The 20,685-nt window shown below is 67.3% G+C and carries 17 protein-coding genes; 7 read left to right on the top strand and 10 right to left on the bottom strand.

Annotation, left to right across the window (positions count from 1 at the left end; genetic code table 11):
- Nucleotides 1-3: 3 nt before the first annotated feature.
- Together LV475_RS06590 and LV475_RS06585 are read left to right on the top strand one after the other, a co-directional pair.
- Complete coding sequence (locus LV475_RS06590) at nucleotides 4-741, top strand: tRNA threonylcarbamoyladenosine dehydratase (protein ID WP_250105979.1); 738 nt, start codon at nucleotides 4-6, stop codon at nucleotides 739-741.
- Between the two features lie 305 nt (nucleotides 742-1,046).
- A complete protein-coding gene (locus tag LV475_RS06585; protein WP_250105978.1) occupies nucleotides 1,047-3,191 on the top strand; it encodes a methyl-accepting chemotaxis protein in 2,145 nt (714 codons plus the stop codon).
- Between the two features lie 48 nt (nucleotides 3,192-3,239).
- On the opposite strand, the gene LV475_RS06580 is transcribed toward LV475_RS06585, so the two are convergent.
- From LV475_RS06580 to rluB, 6 genes are read right to left on the bottom strand one after another with little or no spacing between them, the layout of a single operon-like run.
- On the bottom strand, nucleotides 3,240-4,610 hold the full coding sequence (locus LV475_RS06580) for a dihydroorotase (protein ID WP_136866977.1): 1,371 nt from the start codon (nucleotides 4,608-4,610) through the stop codon (nucleotides 3,240-3,242).
- Nucleotides 4,607-5,620 (bottom strand): aspartate carbamoyltransferase catalytic subunit, encoded by a 1,014-nt coding sequence (locus LV475_RS06575; RefSeq protein WP_136866976.1) that lies wholly within the window; start codon nucleotides 5,618-5,620, stop codon nucleotides 4,607-4,609. The genes LV475_RS06580 and LV475_RS06575 overlap by 4 nt, the downstream gene beginning before the upstream one ends.
- Before the next feature lie 5 nt (nucleotides 5,621-5,625).
- Nucleotides 5,626-6,147, bottom strand: a complete 522-nt coding sequence (pyrR, locus tag LV475_RS06570; RefSeq protein ID WP_136866975.1) for a bifunctional pyr operon transcriptional regulator/uracil phosphoribosyltransferase PyrR — start codon at nucleotides 6,145-6,147, stop codon at nucleotides 5,626-5,628.
- 39 nt (nucleotides 6,148-6,186) lie between these two features.
- On the bottom strand, nucleotides 6,187-6,699 hold the full coding sequence (ruvX, locus tag LV475_RS06565; protein WP_136866974.1) for a Holliday junction resolvase RuvX: 513 nt from the start codon (nucleotides 6,697-6,699) through the stop codon (nucleotides 6,187-6,189).
- Nucleotides 6,699-7,262, bottom strand: a complete 564-nt coding sequence (locus tag LV475_RS06560) for a YqgE/AlgH family protein (RefSeq protein WP_136866973.1) — start codon at nucleotides 7,260-7,262, stop codon at nucleotides 6,699-6,701. The genes ruvX and LV475_RS06560 overlap by 1 nt, the downstream gene beginning before the upstream one ends.
- 53 nt (nucleotides 7,263-7,315) lie before the next feature.
- The gene (gene rluB / locus LV475_RS06555) at nucleotides 7,316-8,293 is read right to left on the bottom strand and encodes a 23S rRNA pseudouridine(2605) synthase RluB (RefSeq protein WP_136866972.1); all 978 of its coding nucleotides are present in this window, start codon (nucleotides 8,291-8,293) and stop codon (nucleotides 7,316-7,318) included.
- 500 nt (nucleotides 8,294-8,793) lie between these two features.
- On the opposite strand from rluB, the gene LV475_RS06550 reads away from it, so the two are divergent.
- The 4 genes from LV475_RS06550 to LV475_RS06535 are packed head-to-tail and all read left to right on the top strand — an operon-like array spanning nucleotide 8,794 to nucleotide 12,467.
- Nucleotides 8,794-9,948, top strand: coding sequence for an MlaE family ABC transporter permease (locus LV475_RS06550; RefSeq protein ID WP_211238800.1), 1,155 nt, complete (start codon nucleotides 8,794-8,796; stop codon nucleotides 9,946-9,948).
- A gap of 7 nt (nucleotides 9,949-9,955) precedes the next feature.
- Nucleotides 9,956-10,786: an ABC transporter ATP-binding protein gene (locus LV475_RS06545; RefSeq protein ID WP_136866971.1), complete on the top strand. Its 831-nt coding sequence runs from the start codon at nucleotides 9,956-9,958 to the stop codon at nucleotides 10,784-10,786.
- A 9-nt stretch (nucleotides 10,787-10,795) separates the two neighbouring features.
- Nucleotides 10,796-11,767, top strand: a complete 972-nt coding sequence (locus LV475_RS06540; RefSeq protein WP_136866970.1) for an MlaD family protein — start codon at nucleotides 10,796-10,798, stop codon at nucleotides 11,765-11,767.
- Between the two features lie 58 nt (nucleotides 11,768-11,825).
- Nucleotides 11,826-12,467: an ABC-type transport auxiliary lipoprotein family protein gene (locus tag LV475_RS06535; RefSeq protein ID WP_169303603.1), complete on the top strand. Its 642-nt coding sequence runs from the start codon at nucleotides 11,826-11,828 to the stop codon at nucleotides 12,465-12,467.
- A gap of 5 nt (nucleotides 12,468-12,472) precedes the next feature.
- Here the strand turns inward: LV475_RS06535 and LV475_RS06530 are convergent, their stop codons facing one another.
- From LV475_RS06530 to LV475_RS06515, 4 genes are all read right to left on the bottom strand, one after another.
- Nucleotides 12,473-13,192: a cupin domain-containing protein gene (locus tag LV475_RS06530; protein WP_136866968.1), complete on the bottom strand. Its 720-nt coding sequence runs from the start codon at nucleotides 13,190-13,192 to the stop codon at nucleotides 12,473-12,475.
- Nucleotides 13,193-13,293: 101 nt separating this feature from the next.
- Complete coding sequence (locus LV475_RS06525) at nucleotides 13,294-16,611, bottom strand: efflux RND transporter permease subunit (RefSeq protein WP_136866967.1); 3,318 nt, start codon at nucleotides 16,609-16,611, stop codon at nucleotides 13,294-13,296.
- Nucleotides 16,608-17,756: an efflux RND transporter periplasmic adaptor subunit gene (locus tag LV475_RS06520; RefSeq protein ID WP_169303602.1), complete on the bottom strand. Its 1,149-nt coding sequence runs from the start codon at nucleotides 17,754-17,756 to the stop codon at nucleotides 16,608-16,610. The genes LV475_RS06525 and LV475_RS06520 overlap by 4 nt, the downstream gene beginning before the upstream one ends.
- 59 nt (nucleotides 17,757-17,815) lie before the next feature.
- Nucleotides 17,816-19,417 (bottom strand): TolC family protein, encoded by a 1,602-nt coding sequence (locus LV475_RS06515; protein ID WP_250105977.1) that lies wholly within the window; start codon nucleotides 19,415-19,417, stop codon nucleotides 17,816-17,818.
- Nucleotides 19,418-19,797: 380 nt separating this feature from the next.
- Here LV475_RS06515 and truA point away from each other — a divergent pair, with 380 nt between their 5' ends.
- A complete protein-coding gene (truA, locus tag LV475_RS06510; RefSeq protein ID WP_136866964.1) occupies nucleotides 19,798-20,586 on the top strand; it encodes a tRNA pseudouridine(38-40) synthase TruA in 789 nt (262 codons plus the stop codon).
- Nucleotides 20,587-20,685: the final 99 nt, after the last annotated feature.

Below are 20,685 nucleotides of genomic sequence, written 5' to 3'. Positions count from 1 at the left end.
GCCGTGACTGCCATCAACCCCGTCGACGAACGTACCGAACTGCTGATTGGAGAGGAGGGCATCGCCCGTTTGCGCGCGGCCAGTGTGCTGGTCGCCGGGCTGGGCGGCGTCGGTGGAGCGGCTGCCGAGTCGTTGGCCCGCGCCGGGGTGGGGCGGTTGATCCTGCTCGACCATGACACGTTCGCCGCCTCGAACCTCAATCGCCAACTGTTCTCCACCCGCGAGGTGTTGGGGCGCGGCAAGGCCGAGGTGGCCGTCGAGCGGCTGGCCTCGATTCGAGACGACATCGAGCTCGTGCCCAGTGCCGACTTCCTCGACGTCTCGGGCGTGGAGGCGTTTCTCGGGGAGCATCAGCCGGATGTCGTCGCCGACTGTATCGACTCGATCGCGGTCAAGGCGCGCCTGCTGGCCGTCGCCCGGGCGCAGGGACGCGGCACGTTCACCGCGTTGGGGGCGGGCAATCGCATCGACCCGCGCCAGATACAGGTCGGGCGCCTTGATCGGGTGCACGGCTGCGGACTGGGCGCGGTGCTGCGGCGCAAGCTCAGGAAGGCGGGAGCGCCGGTCGACTTCCCGGTGGTCTACTCCACCGAAACCCCGCGCAAACCGGCCCCGCACCAGCCGACCGACGACGGCAGCCAACCGCGCGCGGTCAATGGAACGATCAGCTACCTGCCCAACCTGTTTGGTCACGTCGTCGCCGGCGAGATCATCCGCCGCATCCTCCAGGACAAGCGCTAGTGCCCTACTAATCGACGCATTCGTCTCCGTTCGGGCGCCCCCTTCGATCCCGGAGTCAGTCGTTGTCGTGCACTTCGGTCACCGGGTATGCGTCCAGCGGCACGGATGTCGGGTGGCGACCCGCGGCCGAGCGACCGGCCGTGCAAACGCACCTCGCGCACCAATCCAGTGCAAATAAGCAGCTACTGATTCTCTAATGCACACGACCAGTGCGTTTGCGCGCTCAAATGTCGCCATGACGCCATATTCGTCTGGCCCATTTTTTGCTCAAAGGGGGCGCAAATCCAATAGAGCAGAGCAAGTGCATGCAACTGAAAAGCCTTTCGATGAATCTCTCCCCGGCCGAACGCCGCTGGCTGCCGTGGTTCGGTGCCACCGGCAAGTTGGCGATGGGGCGAGCATGCTTTCGCAACCGCAAGATGTACCCGGTGGTGGAACAGACATTCGAAGGCATCGCGGCGACGCGAAAGAAGTTGCTGCAGCTCTGGGCGCGGAACCAGTGGGATCACATGGCCGGGCTGGCGGAAACGACCGCCACCGCATTCCCGGAGGTCGCGTCCGACCTGTTACAGGAGAAGCGTCGGATCGCGCCGGATTTCTCCGAGTTGTTCGTGGTCGATTGCGATGGGCAGGTCGTCGCATCCAGCCACAGCTACCTGGATGGTGCTCATGCCCTGGACAGGCGCGCCGTCCAGGAGGGCCTGAAGGCGCCCTTCCTGCATGGACCGTACAGCGACCGGCGCACGCTGGAACTGGGCCCGTCGAGCTCGCGCTTTCACGATGCGGTGACCCTGATGTTCTACCAGCCGATCGAGCGCGACGGCGAGGTGCTGGGCTGCGTCTGCGGTCGGGTACCGAATGACGTGCTCGGTGACCTGATCCAGCGCGAGGCGGGGCACATCTACCCGGAATCGGGCGACAACTACCTGTTCATGGTCGAGTCAAGGTTCGACCCGAGCATCCAGCCCGGTACCGCGCTGTCGCGCTCGCGCTTCGAGGACGACACCTTCGCCCACGGCGAGAACCTCAAGAGCGGCATCCACACCAAGTTCGGCACCGTGCAGGTGCAGAACCACACCGAGCTGGAGCTGCGCTTTACCGACCCGGCCACCGGCCAGCTACACCCGGGTGTGCGCGAGACCATGCGCAAGGGCGAGAACCTGTTCATCACCTACCCCGGCTATTCGGACTACCGGCACTTCCCGGTGATCGGCAAGGGGGTGACGTTCCAGTTGCCCGGCTCGCCGGATCGCTGGGGGATGATGTGCGAGGGCGATCTGGAGGAGGTCTATCGCCGCCGGTCGGTCAGCAACCGCCTGATGCGACTCTATCTGGGTACCGTGTTGCTGGTGGTCGCACCCACCATTGCCGTTCAGCACCTGACCGACCTATCTGCCTGGGCGGTGGACGGCGTGAGCCTCGCGATGCTCTTGTTCGGCTCAATCATGTTCTACCGGCTGGGTCCGGCGCGCCTGTCCGGAAGACTTAATCAGATGACTGACGTGATTCGCACCATCGCCGAGGGTGAGGGGAACCTGCGCCAGCGGCTGGACACCCAGCGGATGGCGGCCGACGAGACTGGCGACATGGGGCGCTGGATCAACAGCTTTATCGACAATCTCGACGGCATCGTGGGTCAGGTTATCGAGGCGGCGGATGAGGTGCGACAGACAAACAGCGAGATGCTTGAACGTAATGCGATGGTGCAGCGGACGTCCTCGACCGTCTCGGAGTCGGCTTGGGACATGCTTTCGTTGGTGGAAGCGCAATTAGAGGAAATTCAGCGTGCCGCCAGCACCGCCGAGCAGATGAAGGCCACCATGGATCGGGTGGTCGCCGAGGCCAAGGGGCGATTTGAGTCGGTGCGTGCCGGTACCCAGGCGATCCGCGACGTGGTCGACACGTCGGCGAAGACCGTGCACTCGCTCGACAATCGCACCACCGAGATCGGCAAGATCGTCCAGGTGATCACCGAGATCGCCGATCAGACCAACCTGCTGGCGCTGAACGCGGCGATCGAGGCCGCCCGGGCAGGCGAGCACGGTCGTGGCTTCTCGGTGGTCGCGGAGGAGGTACGCAGCCTCGCCGGTCGCACGGCAACGGCCACTCACGACATCCGCACGATGATCGAGGGCATCCAGCGCGAAACCCAGCAGGCGGTCGGCTTCATGGAAAACGGCGTGAAGGACGTCGACAACAGCCTCAAGCTGGCCGAGGATGCCTCGTCTGACAACAGTGGCCTGCACGACATCGTTCAGGAGATGTTCGGCATCATCAAGGAGATCGACGAGAGCGGCCAGCAGCACGGCAACACCGTACGCAGCGTTGCCGACGTGACCACGGAGATGAACCAGGAGATCGACGGGCTCAAGAACAGCTCGGAGCTGGTCGGCCACACGGCCAACAAGCTTCACCAGCTGGTGGGCCAGTTCCAGGTCACCTCGCCCTGAGAGGGCCCAAGGTCGGGCCACGGCATAGCGGCCGCGGCCGGGCAGGGGTCATCCCTCGCGCAGGAACACCCGCCGACCGTTGACCCAGGTGCCCTCGACGCGGTGAGCGAAGTCCCAGCCGGCAAAGGGCGTGTTCTCGCCGGCACTGGCCATGCCGGTCGAGCCGAGGCTCCACATCGCGTCGGGGTCGATCAGGGCGAGATCGGCGCGCTGACCCACGGCGATCGAGCCGGCATCGTTGAGACCGAACAGGGCGGCCGGGCGGGTGGTCAGGGCGTCGATGGCTCGGTCGAAGCCGATGACGTCTTCCTCCACCAATTTGAGCACCAGCGGCAGCAGGGTCTCGAGGCCCGAGATGCCCGGCTCGGTCTCCGGGAAGGGCGCGAGCTTGGCATCGGGTTCGTGCGGCTGGTGGTCGGAGACCACCGTGTCGATCAGTCCCTCGGCCAGCCCGCGGCGCAAGGCGTCGCGGTCGCGAATGGTGCGCAGCGGCGGGATGACGTGGGCGTTGGGGTCGAGCGCGTCGGTGTCCATCTCGGTCAGCCACAGGTGGTGGGCCGAGACGCCGGCGGTGATCGGCAACCCGTCAGCCTTGGCGCGCTCGACCAGCTTGAGAGCCGCCGCCGAGGAGAGCATGGGCACGTGCACCCGAGCGCCGGTCTCGCTGATCATCGCGATCAGCTGGGCGAGTGGGGCGGTCTCGGCCGAGACCGGCAGGCCGGGCAAGCCCAGCCGGGTCGCCACGGCGCCGTCGTGGGCGCAGCCGCGCGCGGAGAGCGACGGGTCGAGCGGCTGGAGCAGCACCTGCAGGTCGAAGGTGGCGGCGTATTCCAGCGCGCGGCGCATCAGGCGCAGATCCTGGAAGGGGTAGTGCGCATTCGAGATCGCGACACAGCCGCCGGCGTCGAGTGCTGCCATCTCGGCAAGCAGCTCGCCGCCCAGTTGCTGGGTCATCGCGCCGATGGCCACCACGCGGGCGCGTCCGGCCAACTGGGCGCGACGCTTGATGTAGCGCGCGACCGCGACGGTATCGAGTACGGGCGAGGTATCAGGGGGCATGACCACGGTGGTGATCCCGCCGGCGACCGCGGCGGCGCTCTCGGTGGCGATGGTGGCCTTGTGCTCGCAACCGGGCTCGCGCAGGCGCGCCCAGCCGTCGATCACGCCGGGGATCAGCCAGTGGCCCTCGGCGCAGACATGCTCGGCGGTATCGGTCGGCCAGTCGCCGGGTGCCTCGCCGATCCCGACAATGCGCCCGCCACCGAGATAGATATCGCTGGTGGTATCCAGCCCATTCGACGGATCACGCAGCCGGGCGCCGCGGATGACCCAGCGATCGCAGTCGATGCCCTCGCGACAGCCCTCCGGGTGGCGCACCGGGTCGTAGTCCAGCCCCAGGTTCTCGGGTGCGTCCTTCATGCGTTCTCTCCCCGATTGGCGCTCATGCACAGGCTCATTACCGCCATCCGCACGCCGATGCCGTTGGATACCTGCTCGAGAATCACGGACTGCGGCCCGTCGGCCACCGACGATTCGATTTCCACGCCTCGGTTGGCGGGGCCCGGGTGCATGACCATCGCGTCGGGCTTGGCCCAGGCGAGCTTCTCCTCGGTCAGGCCGTAGAGGCGGTAGAACTCCTCCTCGCTGGGCAAAAGGCCGGCCTCCATGCGTTCGCGCTGCAGGCGGAGCATGATGATCACGTCGACGTCCCGGAGGCCTTCGCGCATGTCGTGGAACACGCGTACGCCGAGTTTCTCGACGTCGGTGGGGATCAAGGTGCGCGGGGCGATCACGCGCAGCTCGCCGACGTTGAGCGAGTTGAGCACATGCATCTGCGAACGTGCCACCCGCGAATGGCGGATGTCGCCGACGATCGCCACCCGCAGGGGGGTGAAATCCCCCTTGTGGCGGCGGATGGTGAAGGCATCCAGCAGCGCCTGCGTCGGGTGCGAGTGCCAGCCGTCGCCGGCGTTGAGCACCGAGACATGCGGGGCGACGTGGCGGGCGATGAAATGGGCCGCGCCGGACTGCTCGTGGCGGACGACGAACATGTCGGCCTGCATCGCCTCGATATTGCGCAAGGTGTCGAGCAGGCTTTCGCCTTTCTTGGTCGCCGAGGTGGCCAGATTGAGGTTGAGCACGTCGGCCGACAGGCGCTTGGCGGCGAGCTCGAAGGTGGTGCGGGTCCGCGTCGAGGACTCGAAGAACAGGTTGACCACGGTCCGCCCGCGCAGCAGCGGCACCTTCTTGATCTCCCGGTCGGTGACCGAGACGAAGCCCTCGGCGGTGTCGAGAATGCGCGTAATCCACTGCGGCCCCAGGCCCTCGATGGTGAGCAGGTGGCGCAGGTGGCCCTTCTCGTCGAACTGGATCGCCCATGGGTCGGGCGCGAATTTCGGGATCTTGGGGCGGACGAATTTCACGGCCATGGCGCTCAGCTCTCCTTGCTCGATACGAGGCGGGCGGTCATCGGGTCCGGCCCGTCGACGTGGATCTGCTCGTCGGGACCGAGGTTCAGTTCCTGGCCGGCCCAGTCCGCGCAGATCGGCAGTTCGCGGCCGTCGCGCTGGTATAGCACCGCCAGGGCGATCCGGCGTGGGCGGCCGTAGTCGAACAGCTCGTTCATCGCCGCCCGCACCGTGCGGCCGGTGAACAGCACGTCGTCGACCAGGATGATATCGCGGCCGTCGACGTCCACCGCCAGATCCGAGGGGCTGACCTGCGGGTGCAGGCCAAGTGTATTGAAATCATCACGATAGAAGGTGATGTTCAACCGACCTAGTGGCTCCTGGCAGTCCAGCGCGCGATGCAGGGCATCGGCCACCCAGACCCCGCCGGTGTGAATGCCGACGATCAGCGGGTCGACCAGCGCGCCGTCGCGGCGTTCGGCCCGGATCTGGCGCTCGAGCCGCTCGATGGCCTCGTTGACGGGCAGCAGGCGATCGGTCTGTGTCATCGAAGTGGGGTCCGGTGAAGTGGGTTGCTGCGGATTGTATCAACGCCGCGCGGCGCTCGGGGTCTCGACCAGGTTCTGCGTGACCTCGGCCTTGGTGACCGCCTCGATGGGACGGGGGGCGGCTTGCGCGAAGAACGTGTCCAGGATGACCGCCGCGGCCATGGCGTCGATGCGCCCCTCGTCGCGGGCGATGGCGCGCCGACCCAGCCGTTCGGTGGCTTGCTCGGAGCTCAGGCGCTCGTCGACCACGAACACCGGCCGTTGGCTGCGTTCACGCAGGCGGTTGCCGAAGCGGCGGATGGCCGCGGCTTGCGGGTAGCAGCGCCCGGCGTCGTCGATGGGCCAGCCCAGGGCGAGCGCATCCGGTTGCCATTCGTCGACCAGCGCCTCGATAGCGCTCCAGTCGATCTGGTCGGCGTTGCGGTTGTGCAGGGTGGTCAGCGGTCGGCCATTGCCGATGCGTCGGTCACCGATCGCGATGCCGATTCGCCATTCGCCGTAATCGAATCCCAGCACCTGCAGGGGGGCATCGGCGATCGGCTGGTCGGTCATCAGGCGTGACCGGCCTCGCCGGAGAGCAGGTTGATGTCGATGCCCAGCTGGCTTGCCGCGGTGGTCCAGCGCTCCTCGACCGGCTGGTCGAACAGGATTTCCTCGGTGGCCTCGACATTGAGCCAGCTGTTCTCGGCGATCTCGCGGTCCATCTGCTCGCGGCTCCAGCCGGAGTAACCCAGCGCGACGATGGCCTGCTTGGGACCGGCGCCGTCGGCCAGCGCCTGCAGGATGTCCTTGGAGGTGGTCAGGCCGATGCGGTCGGTGACCTCGAGGGTCGATTCCCAGCCGCCGTGCGGGGCGTGCAGGACAAAGCCACGCTCTAGGGCGATCGGTCCGCCCATGAATACCTGCCGGCCGCGCACGTCGGGGTCGGTGCAGGTGATGTTCATGTGATCGAGGATGTCGCCGAGGTCGAGCTCCAGCGGGCGATTGATGGTGATGCCCATCACGCCCTCGTCGTTGTCTTCACAGATGTACGTCACGCTGTGGCTGAAGTTGGGGTCCTCCAGGTTCGGCATGGCGATCAGGAGCTGGTTGGTCAGCGAATGGTGTTCTTGCATGGTCTCCCCAGTATTGGTGCCCGGCGGCCGGGCTTCAAGCCGATGGGTGCGTGTCAGCGGCTGGTGCCGCGGCGGCGATTGGTGGTGCCGCCGCCCTTGCGGCGCGAACTGGCCGGCTTGATGGTGGTCTCGCGCTTGAGCGAATGGGCAACCGGGCCGCTGCCCTTGCCACGAGCTTGGCCGCCTCGGCCGGGTTTGGCGTTCCGCTTGCCATCGCGTACCGAGCGGCCGGCCTTGAACGGCTTGTGGGCACGGCGGGCGTCGTGGCGCCCGAGCGTCTTGTGCCGGGTCTCGGGCTTGAGGCCCACCAGTTCGGCCAGGGCCGCCTCGATCCCGGGTTCCAGTTCCTGGACCTTGCCGGGGCGCAGGCGCGGCGGCAGGGCGACCCCGGCGTAGCTGATGCGGATCAGCCGCGAGACCGCGCCATTGACCGCCTCGATCATGCGGCGGACCTCGCGGTTGCGTCCTTCGTGCAGGGTGACGTGGTACCAGTGGTTCTGCCCCTGGCCGCCGGCGTCGACCAGCCGCTTGAAGCTCGCCGGCCCGTCCTCGAGTTCGACGCCCTCGAGCAGCTGTTTCTGCTGCTCGTCGTTCAACCCGCCGAACACGCGCACGGCGTAGGTGCGTTCGATGCCGTAGCTCGGGTGCATCAGGCGGTTGGCGAGCTCGCCGTCGTTGGTGACCAGCAGCAGCCCGCTGGTGTTGAAGTCGAGCCGGCCCACGGTGATCCAGCGACCCTCGCGGATCGGCGGCAGGTTTTCGGCAACCGTGGGGCGGCCCTCGGGATCGTGGTTGGCGGTGATCTGGCCTTCGGGCTTGTGGTAAATCAACACGCGGCGTACCGGGCGCACGTCGGGCACCTGGATGCGCTTGTCGCCCATCTCGATGATGTCGCCGGGGCCCGCCTGGTCGCCCAGCGTGGCGACGTGGCCGTTGACCCGCACCTCGCCCTCGGCGATCCAGTTCTCGATCTTGCGACGCGAGCCCAGCCCCATGGCCGCCAGGACCTTCTGCAAGCGTTGTTTTTCCATGGGTATCTCCTCGAGTCGCGGTCGGCCACGCTGGCCCAGATGGGGTCCAGTGTTGGGGAAGGGGTGGCCAAGGTGCAAGGTGGCCGGATCCGTACGCACAGGGTGCGTTCGGCCCGGGCAATGGCTAGGGCCATAACCCGGGCCTTAAAAGGCCGGGTATTCTAACAGGTTCGTCGTATCCCACCGACGCCAGCGCGCAGGCGGCCATGCGTCATGGCGGATCGTGGCCGCCGATGGACGAGCGGGACGGTTTGCGCCTACGCTCTAGGGCAACTCTGCACGAATGCCATACTGCTGAAGCGCGCCTTGGCGAGTCGCCCGTGCGCCGCGTTGCGATGTCTTGGCGTGGCCACCGGCACGTCAAGACATCGCGCCTTGATCACGAACGACTCGCCAAGCCAGAGTGGCATGGCATTCGTGCAGAGTTTCCCTAGCGTTCGCGTTGATTCGCCCATTTGCTGCCGACTCCCTCCGTTTACGCCGTCGAGATCCCCCGGTCCATGCCAGTTAACCAATCGTCCCGGATGTCCCCGCCGCGCATCGCCCTGGAATCAGGCGTCGAGGGGGAACGATGCCTGCGGCTGTCGGGGCACTGGACGCTCGATTCGATCGATACCGCCCACCGCCCGTCGCTGGGCGGGGACGCCGGGGTAGGCGGCAAGGGCGACGGGACGATCCGGGTGGACGGCGCGATCGAGGCCCTGGACAGTGCCGGGGCGCTCGCGCTGGCGCGGTTGATCGACGATCTGGAACAGGGTGGGGCGCGCGTGGATCTGACGGCCCTGCCCGCCGGGCAGCGCAACCTGGTCGAGCTGGTGAAGGCCCGCCTGCCGCCGCCACAAACGCCTCGGCCGCCGCGCGAGGGCATCCTGGCAAGGATCGGTCGGGCCACCGTGGCCAAGTTCACCGAGGGCAACGCCTTCCTCGCCTTCGTCGGCGAGCTGGTGGTGCGAGGCGGCCGGTTGCTGGCGTTTCCCTGGCGCATCCGTTGGCGCGAGGTGGTCGCCGAGATCGAGGCGGCCGGCCTCAGGGCGCTGGGCATCGTCGGTCTGCTCTCGTTCCTGGTGGGGATGGTGATGGCCTACCAGGCCGGCGCGACCCTGGCCGATTTCGGTGCCAACATCCTGATCGTCAACCTGGTCGCCATCATCACGCTGCGCGAGATGGGGCCGCTTCTGACCGCCATCATCGTCGCGGGGCGGACCGGCTCGTCCTATACCGCCCAGCTGGGCACCATGCGGATCACCGAGGAGATCGACGCGCTGCGATCGATCGGCATCTCGCCGTTCGACATGCTGATCCTGCCCAAGATCGTCGCCCTGATCGTGGTGCTGCCCCTGCTGACGGTGTTCGCCAACCTGCTGGGGCTGCTGGGCGGCGCGGTGATTGCGGCCTACCGCTTCGAAGTGAGTTTCTCGGTCTACTTCGACCGACTGCCCGAGGTGGTCGATCTGACCACCCTGATGCTGGGGCTGGTCAAGACGCCGGTGTTTGCCGTCGCGATCGCCCTGATCGGCTGCATGCAGGGCATGCGGGTCGCGGGCAGCGCCCTGGCCGTGGGTCGCGCCACGACCGTCAGCGTGGTGCAGGCCACCTTCCTGGTGATCGTGCTGGATGCCGGGTTCTCCGTGCTGTTCAACCTGATGGGGTACTGAGGCGATGATGGGGGATCTCGACCACATCACGAGCGAGGCGACCGTATCGCCGGTCGCTCGCCTGTCCGGCATCCGCAACTGCTTCGGTCACGAGTGCGTGCACGAGGGGCTGGAACTCGAGTTGCCGGCCGGGCGCATCATCGCCCTGGTGGGTGGTTCGGGGACCGGCAAGACAGTCCTGCTCCGCACCCTGTCGATGCTGCGTCGCCCCGATGCCGGTCGGCTGGAACTGTTTGGCGAGGATGCGTTGGCGGCCGGGGAAGACGCACAACGTCGCTTGAGACGTCGCATCGGCCTGCTGTTTCAGGGCGGCGCGCTGTTCACCGCCCTGACGGTGCTGGAAAACGTGATGTTGCCGCTGCGCGAGCACACCGCGGTGCGCGGGCACTGGCTGGAGGAACTGGCGATGAGCAAGGTCCGGCTCGCCGGGCTGCCCGCGGACAGCGCCAGCAAGTATCCGGCCGAGCTCTCCGGCGGCATGGTCAAGCGCGCGGCGCTGGCGCGGGCCTTGGCCCTCGATCCCCGCCTGTTGATACTGGACGAGCCGACCTCCGGGCTCGATCCGATTGCCGCGGCCGGGTTCGACGCCCTGGTGCGCGAGCTGACCGATTCGCTGGGCCTGACGGTGATCCAGGCCACGCACGATCTCGACTCGATCTGGCGGGGGTCGGACGCGGTGGCGTTCCTGGCCCGCAAGCGGGTGCTGGCCTTCGCCCCGGCCGTTGAGCTGGCGCAACGGGACGAGCCGGAACTGGTTGCCTATTTCCGCGGCAGTCGGTCGGCGGAGTATGCGAAACTCGAGCTCGGTCGGAGCGCTCATACCTCGGGGAGGACCTAGGGCGACGTCATGGAATCGAAGGTCAATTACAGCATCGTGGGGTTGTTCGTCGTGCTGCTGCTCGGCGCCTCGCTGCTTACCGCCTGGTGGCTTTACAGCGGCGGGTCCTCGCGTCAGTACAGCCCCTACCTCGTCTACGCGACCGACAGCGTCTCCGGGCTGAACAGCGACAGCCGGGTCTACTACCACGGCGTGGACGTCGGCTACGTCGACGAGATTCGCATCGACCGCAACAACCCGGACAATATCCGCATTCGCCTGCTGATCGATCAGACGGTGCCGATTCGCGCGGACACCAGCGCCCAGCTGCAACCGCAGGGCGTCACGGGCCTGAGTGTGCTCAACCTGAAGGGCGGTTCAGCCGAGCAGGACCTCCCGGCCGCCCCGGATGCCTGCTGCCCGGTGATTCCCTACGAACCCTCGCTGTTCTCCAAGCTCGAGGGCGGGCTCAACGACACCATGGTGCGGCTGGTGGCCGTGAGCGAGCGCATCGACCGCCTGCTGCGGGAGGAAAACCTCGCGGCGATCGAACGGACGGTGACCAACCTCGACCAGATCACCGGCACGCTGGCCGAGGAACGCGAGACCCTGCGTGCGCTGATGCAGAACGCCTCACGTACCGCCGAGAACACGGCCGAACTGACCGAGAGTGGCGAGCGGTTGCTTGCCCGGGCCGAGGGCACCATGGACTCGCTCGATCAGGCCATTGGTCGGGTGTCGGGGACCATGGATACCTTCGAGCAGACCGCCGACCGCGTGGCCACGGCAGCCGAGGCCACCGTCGGCTTCAGCCAGGCGGGCGAACGGGCGGCCGACGAGATCTCGCGCCAGACGCTACCCGACATGAGCCTGCTGATCCGCGATTTGCGCGACCTCTCCCGTCGCCTGAGCGAGTTCACCACGACGCTTGACGACGACCCGTCCCGGGCGCTGTTCGGTGGTGACCGACGCGCGCCGGGACCGGGTGAGGCGAACCCTTAATCGCGGGTAAACGTGAAACCCGAGTGGTAGAAAGATGCGGTATCCGATTGAAAACGCAATGAAATGGAGTCCAGTGCGTGCGCTGTTCGCGTTGGGCATCGCCGTGCTGGCAAGCGGCTGCGCCGTGTTGCCGGAGCGGGGCGGCGAGCCGCAGCAATGGCGCCTGGTGGCGCCCGAATCGAGCCGCCCGTCGACGACTGCCGGGTCGGTGATCGTGCGGCTGGTCGAGACCCGCGCGGCGAGTGCCATCGACCGCCGAGACATGGCCTACAGCCGTGATCGCCAGTCACTGGCGTATTACCGCGACAACCGCTGGGCGAGCCCGCCGGCGGTGATGCTCAACGAGATCATCGACGAGTCCCTTTCCAGTCAGTCCTGGGTCAAGACGGTGGTGCGGGGCGGCGCACGCGTGCCGGCGGACCTGAGCCTCTATTGCGAAATCCAGCGCCTGGAGCACCGGCTCGAGCCGAACGCGGGGCTCAACCCCTCCGGCGAGGTCCAGATGAAGGTGGCCTGCAGCTGGTACCGGGCCGCCGAACGTCAGCTGGTCGAGGCGATGATCTTCAACGAGACGGTCGAACTCGAGAGGAACAACGCCGAGGCCTATGCCCGGGGTGCCCAGTCACTGGTCGACGGGCTGATCGGACGCCTGGCTGCCCAGGGAGCGACACTGGCGGCGAGCGTGGTTGCCACCCGGTAGCTAAACTACGGGGGCGACTGGGTGCCTCGGGTCTCCACGTACCACGAGTCCGGGATGGGCAGGTGGCCGGTCTTCACCCAGATGGTGCAGCCGGTCTCCGAGTAGGGCTGGTGCAGGCTCCAGTGCGGATTGCGCAGCCAGGTGCCGGCCGGATAGCGGCCATACTCGTCGGCAAACGTGCCCTCCACGACGAAGATCTCCTCCCCGCCGAAATGGTGGTGCGGCTTGAAGCGCGTGCCCGGCGCCCAGCGCACCATGGCCGTGTGCTCGCCCTCGAACCCACCTAGCGGCATGACCTCGAGTCCCTCCACCAGGCCCGGTTGCCATTGGGTGGTCGTCGTGTCCACGACGATCTGCTCGGTCTCGCGCGGGTCGAGGTGATGCAGTTTCACCAGGATCACGCAGCCGTCCGGGGCGCTCGGACAATGTCGTGAGCCGGGCGGGTTGCGCACGTAGTGACCCGCGGGAAAGCAGCCGGTCTCGTCGCAGAACGCGCCCTCCAGCACCAGGAATTCCTCGCCACCGTGATGGACGTGTTCGGGGAAGCTCGCCCCGGGTGCGAAGCGCACCAGGCTGGTCGCCCGCGTGCCGTCACCGCCCTCGCGTTCGATCAGCTTGCGCTCGACGGTCGGCTCCGGGGATGGCACCCAGGGCAGGGCGCTGGTGTCGACGACGGCACGCTCGAACAGGTCGGCGTGAATAGGTGTCAGCGGGTGTTCGGCCATGGATCGGTTTGTCCTGAGGGGTCACGGGAGCCCAAGCGTAGACAAAAAAAACCGCGACCGGCCGGATCGGCGGGTCGCGGTTCATGCCGTGAGCTGATTGGTCAGGTCGCCTTGGCTTTCGTTGCCTTCTTCTCGGTCTTGATCTGCTGATCGAGCTGCCAGAAGTAGTACATGATCGGGATCACCAGCAGCGTCAGCATGGTCGAGGCGAAGGTGCCGAAGATCAGCGAGACGGCCAGCCCGCCGAAGACCGGGTCGGTGATCATGATCGCCGAGCCGAACATGATCGCCAGCGCGGTGAGCAGGATCGGGCGGAAGCGCACCGCGCCGGCCTCGAGCACGGACTCCTTCAGGCCGTAACCCTGCTGGCGGTAATCGAGGATGAAGTCGATCAGCAGCAGCGAGTTGCGTACCACGATGCCGGCCAGCGCGATGAAGCCGATCATCGAGGTGGCGTTGAACGGCATGTCGAACAGCCAGTGGCCCGGGAAGATGCCCACCAGGGTGAGCGGAATCGCGCCCATGACGATCACCGGCAGCATGAACGACTGGTAGTAGGCAACCAGCAGCAGGTAGATGAACACCAGTGCGACGATGAAGGCCGCCCCCAGGTCGCGGAACACGTCCAGCGTGAGCCGCATGTCACCGCCCCAGAGCACCTGGTAGCCCTCCAGGTCGTCCGGCTGGCTGTCGACGAAGCCGAGGTTGCCGGTGCTGATCTCGACGTTGCCGTCGAGCTCCATCTCGTTGAGCCACTTGTTGAGCGTCAGCGTGGCGTAGACCGGGCTCGAGCCCAACAGGTCACCCTGGACGAAGACCACCGGGTGTTGGTCGCGGTCCATGATCGGCTTGGTGACCGTGCCCTCGCGGATGTCGACCAGGTTGCCGATCTTGACCGCCTTGCCCTCGGGGTTGGTGACGGTCAGGTCGCGGATCTGGCGGATCCAGGCGCGGTTGGCCTGGTCGAGGCGCAACACGATGTTGACCGGCTCCGAGGTGTCGGTGTCGTGCACGGTGCCCAGGGTCTGGCCGTTGACGTACTCGTGAACCACCTTGGCGATCTGCGCCGGGGCGATGCCCGACTGCAGTGCCTTGGTCTGGTTGACCTCGATGCGGTACTCCGGCGCATCGGCGGTGATCGAGTCGTCGACGTTGATCATGCCGTAGACGTCCTCGAAACGACCGCGCACCTGGGTGGCGATCTCGCGCAGCGTCTCGTAGTCCGGCCCGTGGATGCGGGCGAGGACCTGGGCGCGGACGGGCGGGCCCGGCGGGGTGAGGAACAGCTTGATATCGGAATCCGCGTGCCGCTCGCGCACGGACTCGAGCTGCTCCCACATCTCCATGGCGACCTCGCTGGTCACCGGGCGGTGATGCCGGTCGACCAGGTTGACGCGGATCTGTGCCATGTTGGGCGCCTGGCGCATCATGTCGCCGCGTACCATGCCGGCGAAGGTCAGCGGCCCGGTGCGGCCGACGTAGGTCTGGTAGTCGGTCACGTAGCGATTCTGCGAGACGACGCGGCCCACGGCGTCGGCCACCAGCGAGGTGCGCTCGACCGCCGTGCCCTCGGGCGTGTTGACCTCGAGCAGGAAGGTGTCGACGTTGCCCTCGGGCAGCATCTTCAGGCTGACGCCCGCCGGGGAGAGCGGGCCGTTCATACCCGAGTCGCGCACGAACTGCCAGGCCGGCATCAGCATCGAGGCGATCATCAGGCCCAGCACGAGCAGGAGGAAGGCGAGCGAGAAGCCCCGCGAGCCCAGCAGCGGCTTGGCGACGCGCTTGTAGTTGCGCATCAGCCAGTCCTCGTGGTGCGGGTCGCCCTCGAGGGTGTCGCGTTTCGCCAGCGCCTTGCGTGCCTTCGAGCCCAGCCAGCGGTAGGCCGTCCAGGGCACGATGATGTAGGCCAGGATCAGCGAGGCGATCATCGCCACCGAGACGTTGATCGGGATGGGAAGCATGAACGGCCCCATCATCCCCGACACGAACGCCATCGGCACGAAGGCGAGGATGACGGCCAGGGTGGCGATGTTGGTCGGGTTGCCGACCTCGTTGGTCGCCCGCACGAGTAGATCGGCGAACGACGGTTCCTTGCCCTCGTGCAGGTGGCGGTGGATGTTCTCGATCACGACGATCGCGGCGTCCACCAGCAGGCCCAGTGACAGGATCAGGCCGAACAGCGAGATGCGGTTGATCGTCTGGCCGAAGATCCAGCCCACGCCCAGCACCACGAACAGTGTCAGCGGCACGGTCAGGGTGACGATCAGCGCCTCGCGCCAGCCGAGGAAGAAGAACAGGATGATCAGCACCACCAGCACGGCGACGCCCAGGTGTTCGATCAGGGTGTTGACCGCGTCGTCGGCCCGATCGCCGTAGTCGCGGGTGATGGTGAGATCGACCTGCTCGGGCAGGAGCTCGCGCTCGATGATCTCGAGCTTCTCCTTGACCGCCGCGGCCACGGTGACCGCGTTGGCCCCGGCGCGCTTGCCCACCGTCACGGTGACCGCCGCGGTGGGGTCGCCCGCGGCTTTGCCCAGGGTGTTGGCCGGGCCGAAGGCGTGGGTGGTGTACTGGTCGTTTTCCTCGGGGGTGTAGGTGATGTCCGCGACCTGGGCGAGGTAGATCGGTCGCTGCTCGTGCTGACCGATGACCAGGTTCTCGAGGTCCTCGGGGCCGGTGAAGGCCGCATCGGTCCGCAGGCGGATTTCCTGGTTGTCGTTGGTCAGGGCACCGCCCGGCAACACGACGTTCGCGCCCTGAAGCATCTCGCTCAGCCGGCTCATCGGCACGCCGGTCGCGGCGAGGCGCTGCGGGTCCACATCGATGGCGAGTACGCGGCGATGACCGCCGATCACCTCGCTGGCGCCCACCTCGGGCACGTTCTGCACCTGCTCGAGCAGGCGCTGGCCGACCTCGCGCAGCTGGGTGCTGTCGAGCGCCTCGGAGCTCAGGGTCAGGCTCATGATCGGCACGTCGGTGATGCCGATGCTCTTGACCAGCGGCATGCTGGTGTTGGGCGGCAGACGGTCGAGGTTGCGCGAGATCTCGTTGTACAGGCGTAGCAGGCTCGCCTCCTCGTCGCTACCCACCTCGAACTGCACGGTGACCATGCCGAAATCGTCCATGGCCACGCCGTAGGTGTGCTCGACGCCTTTGAGACGGGCCATCAAGGCCTCGAGCGGCTTGACCACCTGGTCCTCGATCTGGGCGGCGTCATTCCCGGGCCGCTGGACGAAGATCTGCGCGCCCGGCACCACGATCTCCGGGTTGTACAGGCGCGGGGTGATCAGCACCGCCATCAGCCCGAACAGGGTGATGGCGATCATGATCAGCGCGGTGATCTTCGAGTAGAGAAAGCTGTTGGCCAGTCGGCCGGCGAGGTTCAGCTTAGGATCCTTGGTGTTGGTCGTCTGGCTCATGACGATGCATCACCCTCGGCTGCGTTGCCCGACACGACGCGCACCCCGTTGGCGAGTCGCCCCTCGGCCTCGGTGATCACGCGGTCACCGTCACGCAGGCCGGCCAGCACGACGACCTGGTCACCGCGTTCCTGGCCGACGCGCACGAGGCGGAACCGGGCACGGTCCTCGTCATCGAGCACGAACACGCCCTGCATGCCGCCACGATCGTGAACGGCCCCCGCCGGCACCAGGATCGCCGCCTTCTGGTCGAGCACCACGCTGACGGTGACGAAGTTGCCCGGCGTGAGCGACAGTTCGGCCGGCACGCTCAGCTTGACCGTGTGGGTGCGGGTGATTGGGTCGGCGGCCGACACCAGCCGCAGCACCTCGGCGGTGAAGCTGGCCGGGTTGCCGTCGGCATCGCGGTAGCTGACCTCGAGGCTGTCGCCTTCGTCCAGCCGCGCGTAGGCCTGGTCGTCCACCTCGACCTGCACTTCGCGATCGCCGCTGCCCATCAGCATCAGGAGCGGCTGGCCCGGTGTGGCGAGCTGGCCCGGATCGACCATGCGCTGGACGATGGTGCCGGCAAACGGGGCGCGGATCTGGGCGTAGTTGACCTGCGAGCGCGCCTGCTCGACGGCAGCCTGGGCGGCGTTGAAATCGCCCTGGGCGACCTCGTAGGCGGTGCGCATCTGCTCGAACTGCTGCTTGGGTACGGCGTTTTCCTCGTAGAGGCGCTGGAACCGCTCGTAGTTGCTGCGCGCGTTGGCCAGCCCGGAACGCGCCTTGGCCAGCGCCGCCTCGGCCTGGCGAATCTGGCTGTCGACGTCGCTCTGGTCGATGGTGAGCAACGGCTGGTCTTTCTCGACGGTCTCGCCCTCGCGGACGTTGATCTCGCGGACGTAGCCCATCATCCGCGAGGCGATCGGCGACTGGTCGCTCGCGATCACCGTGCCGGGGAACAGCGCGGTGTCGTCGACCTCGCCGGCATCGACCGTGATCCAGTCGGCCTGGACCTCGGCGCCGGCATTCGCCGACGGCTGCTCGGTCGGTTCACCGCCGCAGCCTGCCAGCATGAGGCCGGCGAGCAGGGGAACAACCAGTCGGCGGGCGAGCCGCTGGTCCGTGACCTGGGAAAGGAGCGGGTGTGTCGCGTGCTGCATCATCGATGGATCTCGTTGGTTGGATCGCAATGGGTACCGCGGCCGGGCAGGGCGGCCGTTCAGGATTCGGAGGTGTCGAGCGCGGCCTCGACGCCGTTGGCGCGCACAGATTCGACCCGCTCGGGTCCGAGTTCGCCCAGCGCCAGCCACAGGGCGGCGCGCTGCATGGTGCGCTGGAAGCGCGCGCGGATCAGCTCGGCCCGCGCGTTGTCGAGTTCGGTCTGCGCGGCGAGCAGTTCGGTCATGGTCGCCAGGCCCTGCTGGTAGCGCAGGGTCTCGAGACGCACGGCCTCCTCGCTCTGGCTGATGGCCAGGCGACGCACCTCGACGCGCTTTTCGGCCATGTTGGCCTCGCGCCAGACCTTGCCGACCTGGCCGATCAGCTTGTCGAGGGCCTGCTGGCGCTCGGCCAGGCTGGCGTCGACCTTCGCCCGGGCGCGGTCGACCTTGCCGGAGCGGGCGCCGAAGTCGAACACCCGCCAGGTCAGCACGCCGCCGACGGTGTAGCTGTCGTTGCGCAGGCCGACCGTGTCGTCGTTGAAGTCCTGTTGCGCCATCAGGTTGAACTGCGGCTTGTAATCGGCGCGGGCCACGTCGACCTCGGCGCGCGCCGCGGCGATGCGGCCACGCAGGGCCTGGATGCGCGGGTTGTTCGACAGCGCGAGCTGCCGGGCCTCCTCGAGGGTGGTCTCGGGCAGGGCGACGTCGATCGCCTCGTTGAGATCGATGTCGCGGCCGGTGTCGATGCCGGTGAGTACCTTGAGCCCGTCGGCGGCGTTGGCCGCCTGGTTGCGGGCGTTCTCGACGTCGAGCTCGCGCTCGCCGAGGTTGACCTTGGCCTTGAGCAGATCGGCCTTGGTGACCACGCCCTCGTCGTAGAGCTTCTGCGAGAGATCCCGGAAGGACCTGGCCGCCTCGCGCGCCTGGCTGGCGACCTCGACGAAGGCCTCGGCGGTGTTGATGCCCGCGTAGGCCTCGACGGTGTGCAGGACCAGCTGCTGGCGCGCGGCCTCGTCGCCCGATTGCGCCGCCTGCAGCAGGGCCTGGGCCTGGGTGCGCATCTCCCGGATCTTGCCGCCGTTGTAGATCGGGATGGAGAGCTTCAGCGAGGTCTGGAAGTTGTGGTGCCAGCCGGGGTCGTTGAGATTGTCCGGCTCGGTTTCCAGGGCCGCAGGGAGATTGGCCGGGTCGTTCGCGTAGGTTTGGAAAAACTCCCCGGCGCCGAAGTCGTTGAAGTTCGCCTGCTCCTGCTGCAGCTTCATGCCGAAGACATTGAGCGGGTTGTTCGAGCCCATCACGCCGAACGACAGGTCAAGCGTGGGCAGGAGGTTGCCGTTTGCCTGTTCGATCGCGGCACGGGCCTCGGCGATGCGGGCCTGGGAGAGATCCACGGCCGCGTTCTGGTTGAGCGTGCGCTCGACCGCCTCGTTGAACGGCAGGGTGAGTGCCTGCCGGCTGTCGCCTGCCGGGGTCTCGGCAGTAAAGTCGACCGCCTCGGTCTCGACGGCCAGCGCCTGGCTGGTCATCGCCTGTCCGCCGAGGGTCAGGGCCAGCGCGATGACCGTCGGGAGCAGCCGCGGTCCGGGTAGGCGAGCGGTCGAGACGCCGTCGTCGCCCGAGGAAACCTTCGATGAAAGCCGGGGGTGATTGCTGCGCGCCATGCTGCGTGTCCTTGAAAAACGGTTGCGGAGAGTCCGGAGACATCGTTCGCGATCCCGGTCGGCGTGGACGGGCAAGGGGCGTCCCGATTCAGTCGGGCGCGCCTTGGCACCGCCGGTCCCTCCCGGTGAGCGCGGACTATATCAGTAAACTCTAATATATGAAACCCGCGTTGGTCATCCCTTTCGGATGGATGCTAGCACGCGCTCCCGGAACTGCCCGCTACATCAGTACGTTGCGAGATACTTATTAACCATCGAGTCGGTGGGTGCCTGGCCGCCCCGTGGGTGTACGCGGCCTTTCCCGGTATCATCGCGCCTCCCGACCGGACGGGCGGGTCTGCGCAACGGGCAATTCGACGGGCAATTCGAGGGGAGCGGGCATGCGATTGGCCATGGGCATCGAGTACGACGGCGGGCGGTACCACGGTTGGCAACGTCAGTCTCACAGCGACTCCGTGCAGGAGCGCGTCGAGCGGGCGATCAGCCGCGTGGCTGACGGGCCGGTCGAGGTGGTCTGTGCCGGGCGCACCGACCGTGGCGTGCATGCCACGGGCCAAGTGATCCATTTCGATGTCGAGGTCGAACGGCCGCTCTACGGCTGGCAGATGGGCACGATGCAGCACCTGCCGCGCGACATCACTGCCCTGTGGGTCCGAGAGGTCGACGAGACCTTCCACGCCCGTTTCTCCGCCACCGCCCGCGAGTATCGCTACTGCCTGATCAACCGATCGACGCGGCCGGCGATCGCCGCGGGGCGCTTGAGCTGGTGGTACCGCCCCTTGGACGAGGCGCGGATGCAGGCGGCCGCCGATCGGCTGGTCGGCGAGCACGATTTCTCCAGCTTCCGCGGCAAGGATTGCCAGGCCCATTCCCCGGTGCGGACGGTCGAACGCATCGAGATCACCCGACAGGGCGAGTACCTGTTCATCGACGTGCGGGCCAACGCCTTCCTGCATCACATGGTGAGGAACATCGTCGGCAGCCTGTTCGCGGTAGGCAGCGGCGAGCGGCCGGTCGACTGGATCAGCGAGGCGCTTGCCGCCTGCCAGCGCGAGGCGGCGGGAATTACCGCCCCCGCGGATGGTCTGTACCTCACCGGGGTCGAGTACCCGGAACCCGTTGGCCTGCCGACCCAGCCGCGCCGGCCGCTGTTCGAGCAGATGGGCTGAGTTACGGCAGATGGGCTGGGGCGGGTCGCGGTCAGGGGGGCCGACACGACGTACTCGGCCGCGGACCCCGCGATCCGTGGTGGCCTGCCCCGGGAGTCG

It is taken from the genome of Guyparkeria hydrothermalis (assembly GCF_023555375.1).
Taxonomy (GTDB): domain Bacteria; phylum Pseudomonadota; class Gammaproteobacteria; order Halothiobacillales; family Halothiobacillaceae; genus Guyparkeria; species Guyparkeria hydrothermalis.
The sequence above is the reverse complement of the archived record's forward strand: the minus strand, read 5'-3'. Positions and strand labels throughout refer to the sequence as shown.

What these genes read in the sequence shown, in the direction of transcription:
- LV475_RS06585 (WP_250105978.1), top strand. Translation starts at nt 1,047, where the DNA reads ATGCAACTGAAAAGCCTTTCGATGAATCTCTCCCCGGCCGAACGCCGC.
- LV475_RS06580 (WP_136866977.1), bottom strand. Translation starts at nt 4,610, where the DNA reads ATGAAGGACGCACCCGAGAACCTGGGGCTGGACTACGACCCGGTGCGC.
- LV475_RS06575 (WP_136866976.1), bottom strand. Translation starts at nt 5,620, where the DNA reads ATGGCCGTGAAATTCGTCCGCCCCAAGATCCCGAAATTCGCGCCCGAC.
- pyrR (WP_136866975.1), bottom strand. Translation starts at nt 6,147, where the DNA reads ATGACACAGACCGATCGCCTGCTGCCCGTCAACGAGGCCATCGAGCGG.
- ruvX (WP_136866974.1), bottom strand. Translation starts at nt 6,699, where the DNA reads ATGACCGACCAGCCGATCGCCGATGCCCCCCTGCAGGTGCTGGGATTC.
- LV475_RS06560 (WP_136866973.1), bottom strand. Translation starts at nt 7,262, where the DNA reads ATGCAAGAACACCATTCGCTGACCAACCAGCTCCTGATCGCCATGCCG.
- rluB (WP_136866972.1), bottom strand. Translation starts at nt 8,293, where the DNA reads ATGGAAAAACAACGCTTGCAGAAGGTCCTGGCGGCCATGGGGCTGGGC.
- LV475_RS06550 (WP_211238800.1), top strand. Translation starts at nt 8,794, where the DNA reads ATGCCAGTTAACCAATCGTCCCGGATGTCCCCGCCGCGCATCGCCCTG.
- LV475_RS06545 (WP_136866971.1), top strand. Translation starts at nt 9,956, where the DNA reads ATGGGGGATCTCGACCACATCACGAGCGAGGCGACCGTATCGCCGGTC.
- LV475_RS06540 (WP_136866970.1), top strand. Translation starts at nt 10,796, where the DNA reads ATGGAATCGAAGGTCAATTACAGCATCGTGGGGTTGTTCGTCGTGCTG.
- LV475_RS06535 (WP_169303603.1), top strand. Translation starts at nt 11,826, where the DNA reads ATGAAATGGAGTCCAGTGCGTGCGCTGTTCGCGTTGGGCATCGCCGTG.
- LV475_RS06530 (WP_136866968.1), bottom strand. Translation starts at nt 13,192, where the DNA reads ATGGCCGAACACCCGCTGACACCTATTCACGCCGACCTGTTCGAGCGT.
- LV475_RS06525 (WP_136866967.1), bottom strand. Translation starts at nt 16,611, where the DNA reads ATGAGCCAGACGACCAACACCAAGGATCCTAAGCTGAACCTCGCCGGC.
- LV475_RS06520 (WP_169303602.1), bottom strand. Translation starts at nt 17,756, where the DNA reads ATGCAGCACGCGACACACCCGCTCCTTTCCCAGGTCACGGACCAGCGG.
- LV475_RS06515 (WP_250105977.1), bottom strand. Translation starts at nt 19,417, where the DNA reads ATGGCGCGCAGCAATCACCCCCGGCTTTCATCGAAGGTTTCCTCGGGC.
- truA (WP_136866964.1), top strand. Translation starts at nt 19,798, where the DNA reads ATGCGATTGGCCATGGGCATCGAGTACGACGGCGGGCGGTACCACGGT.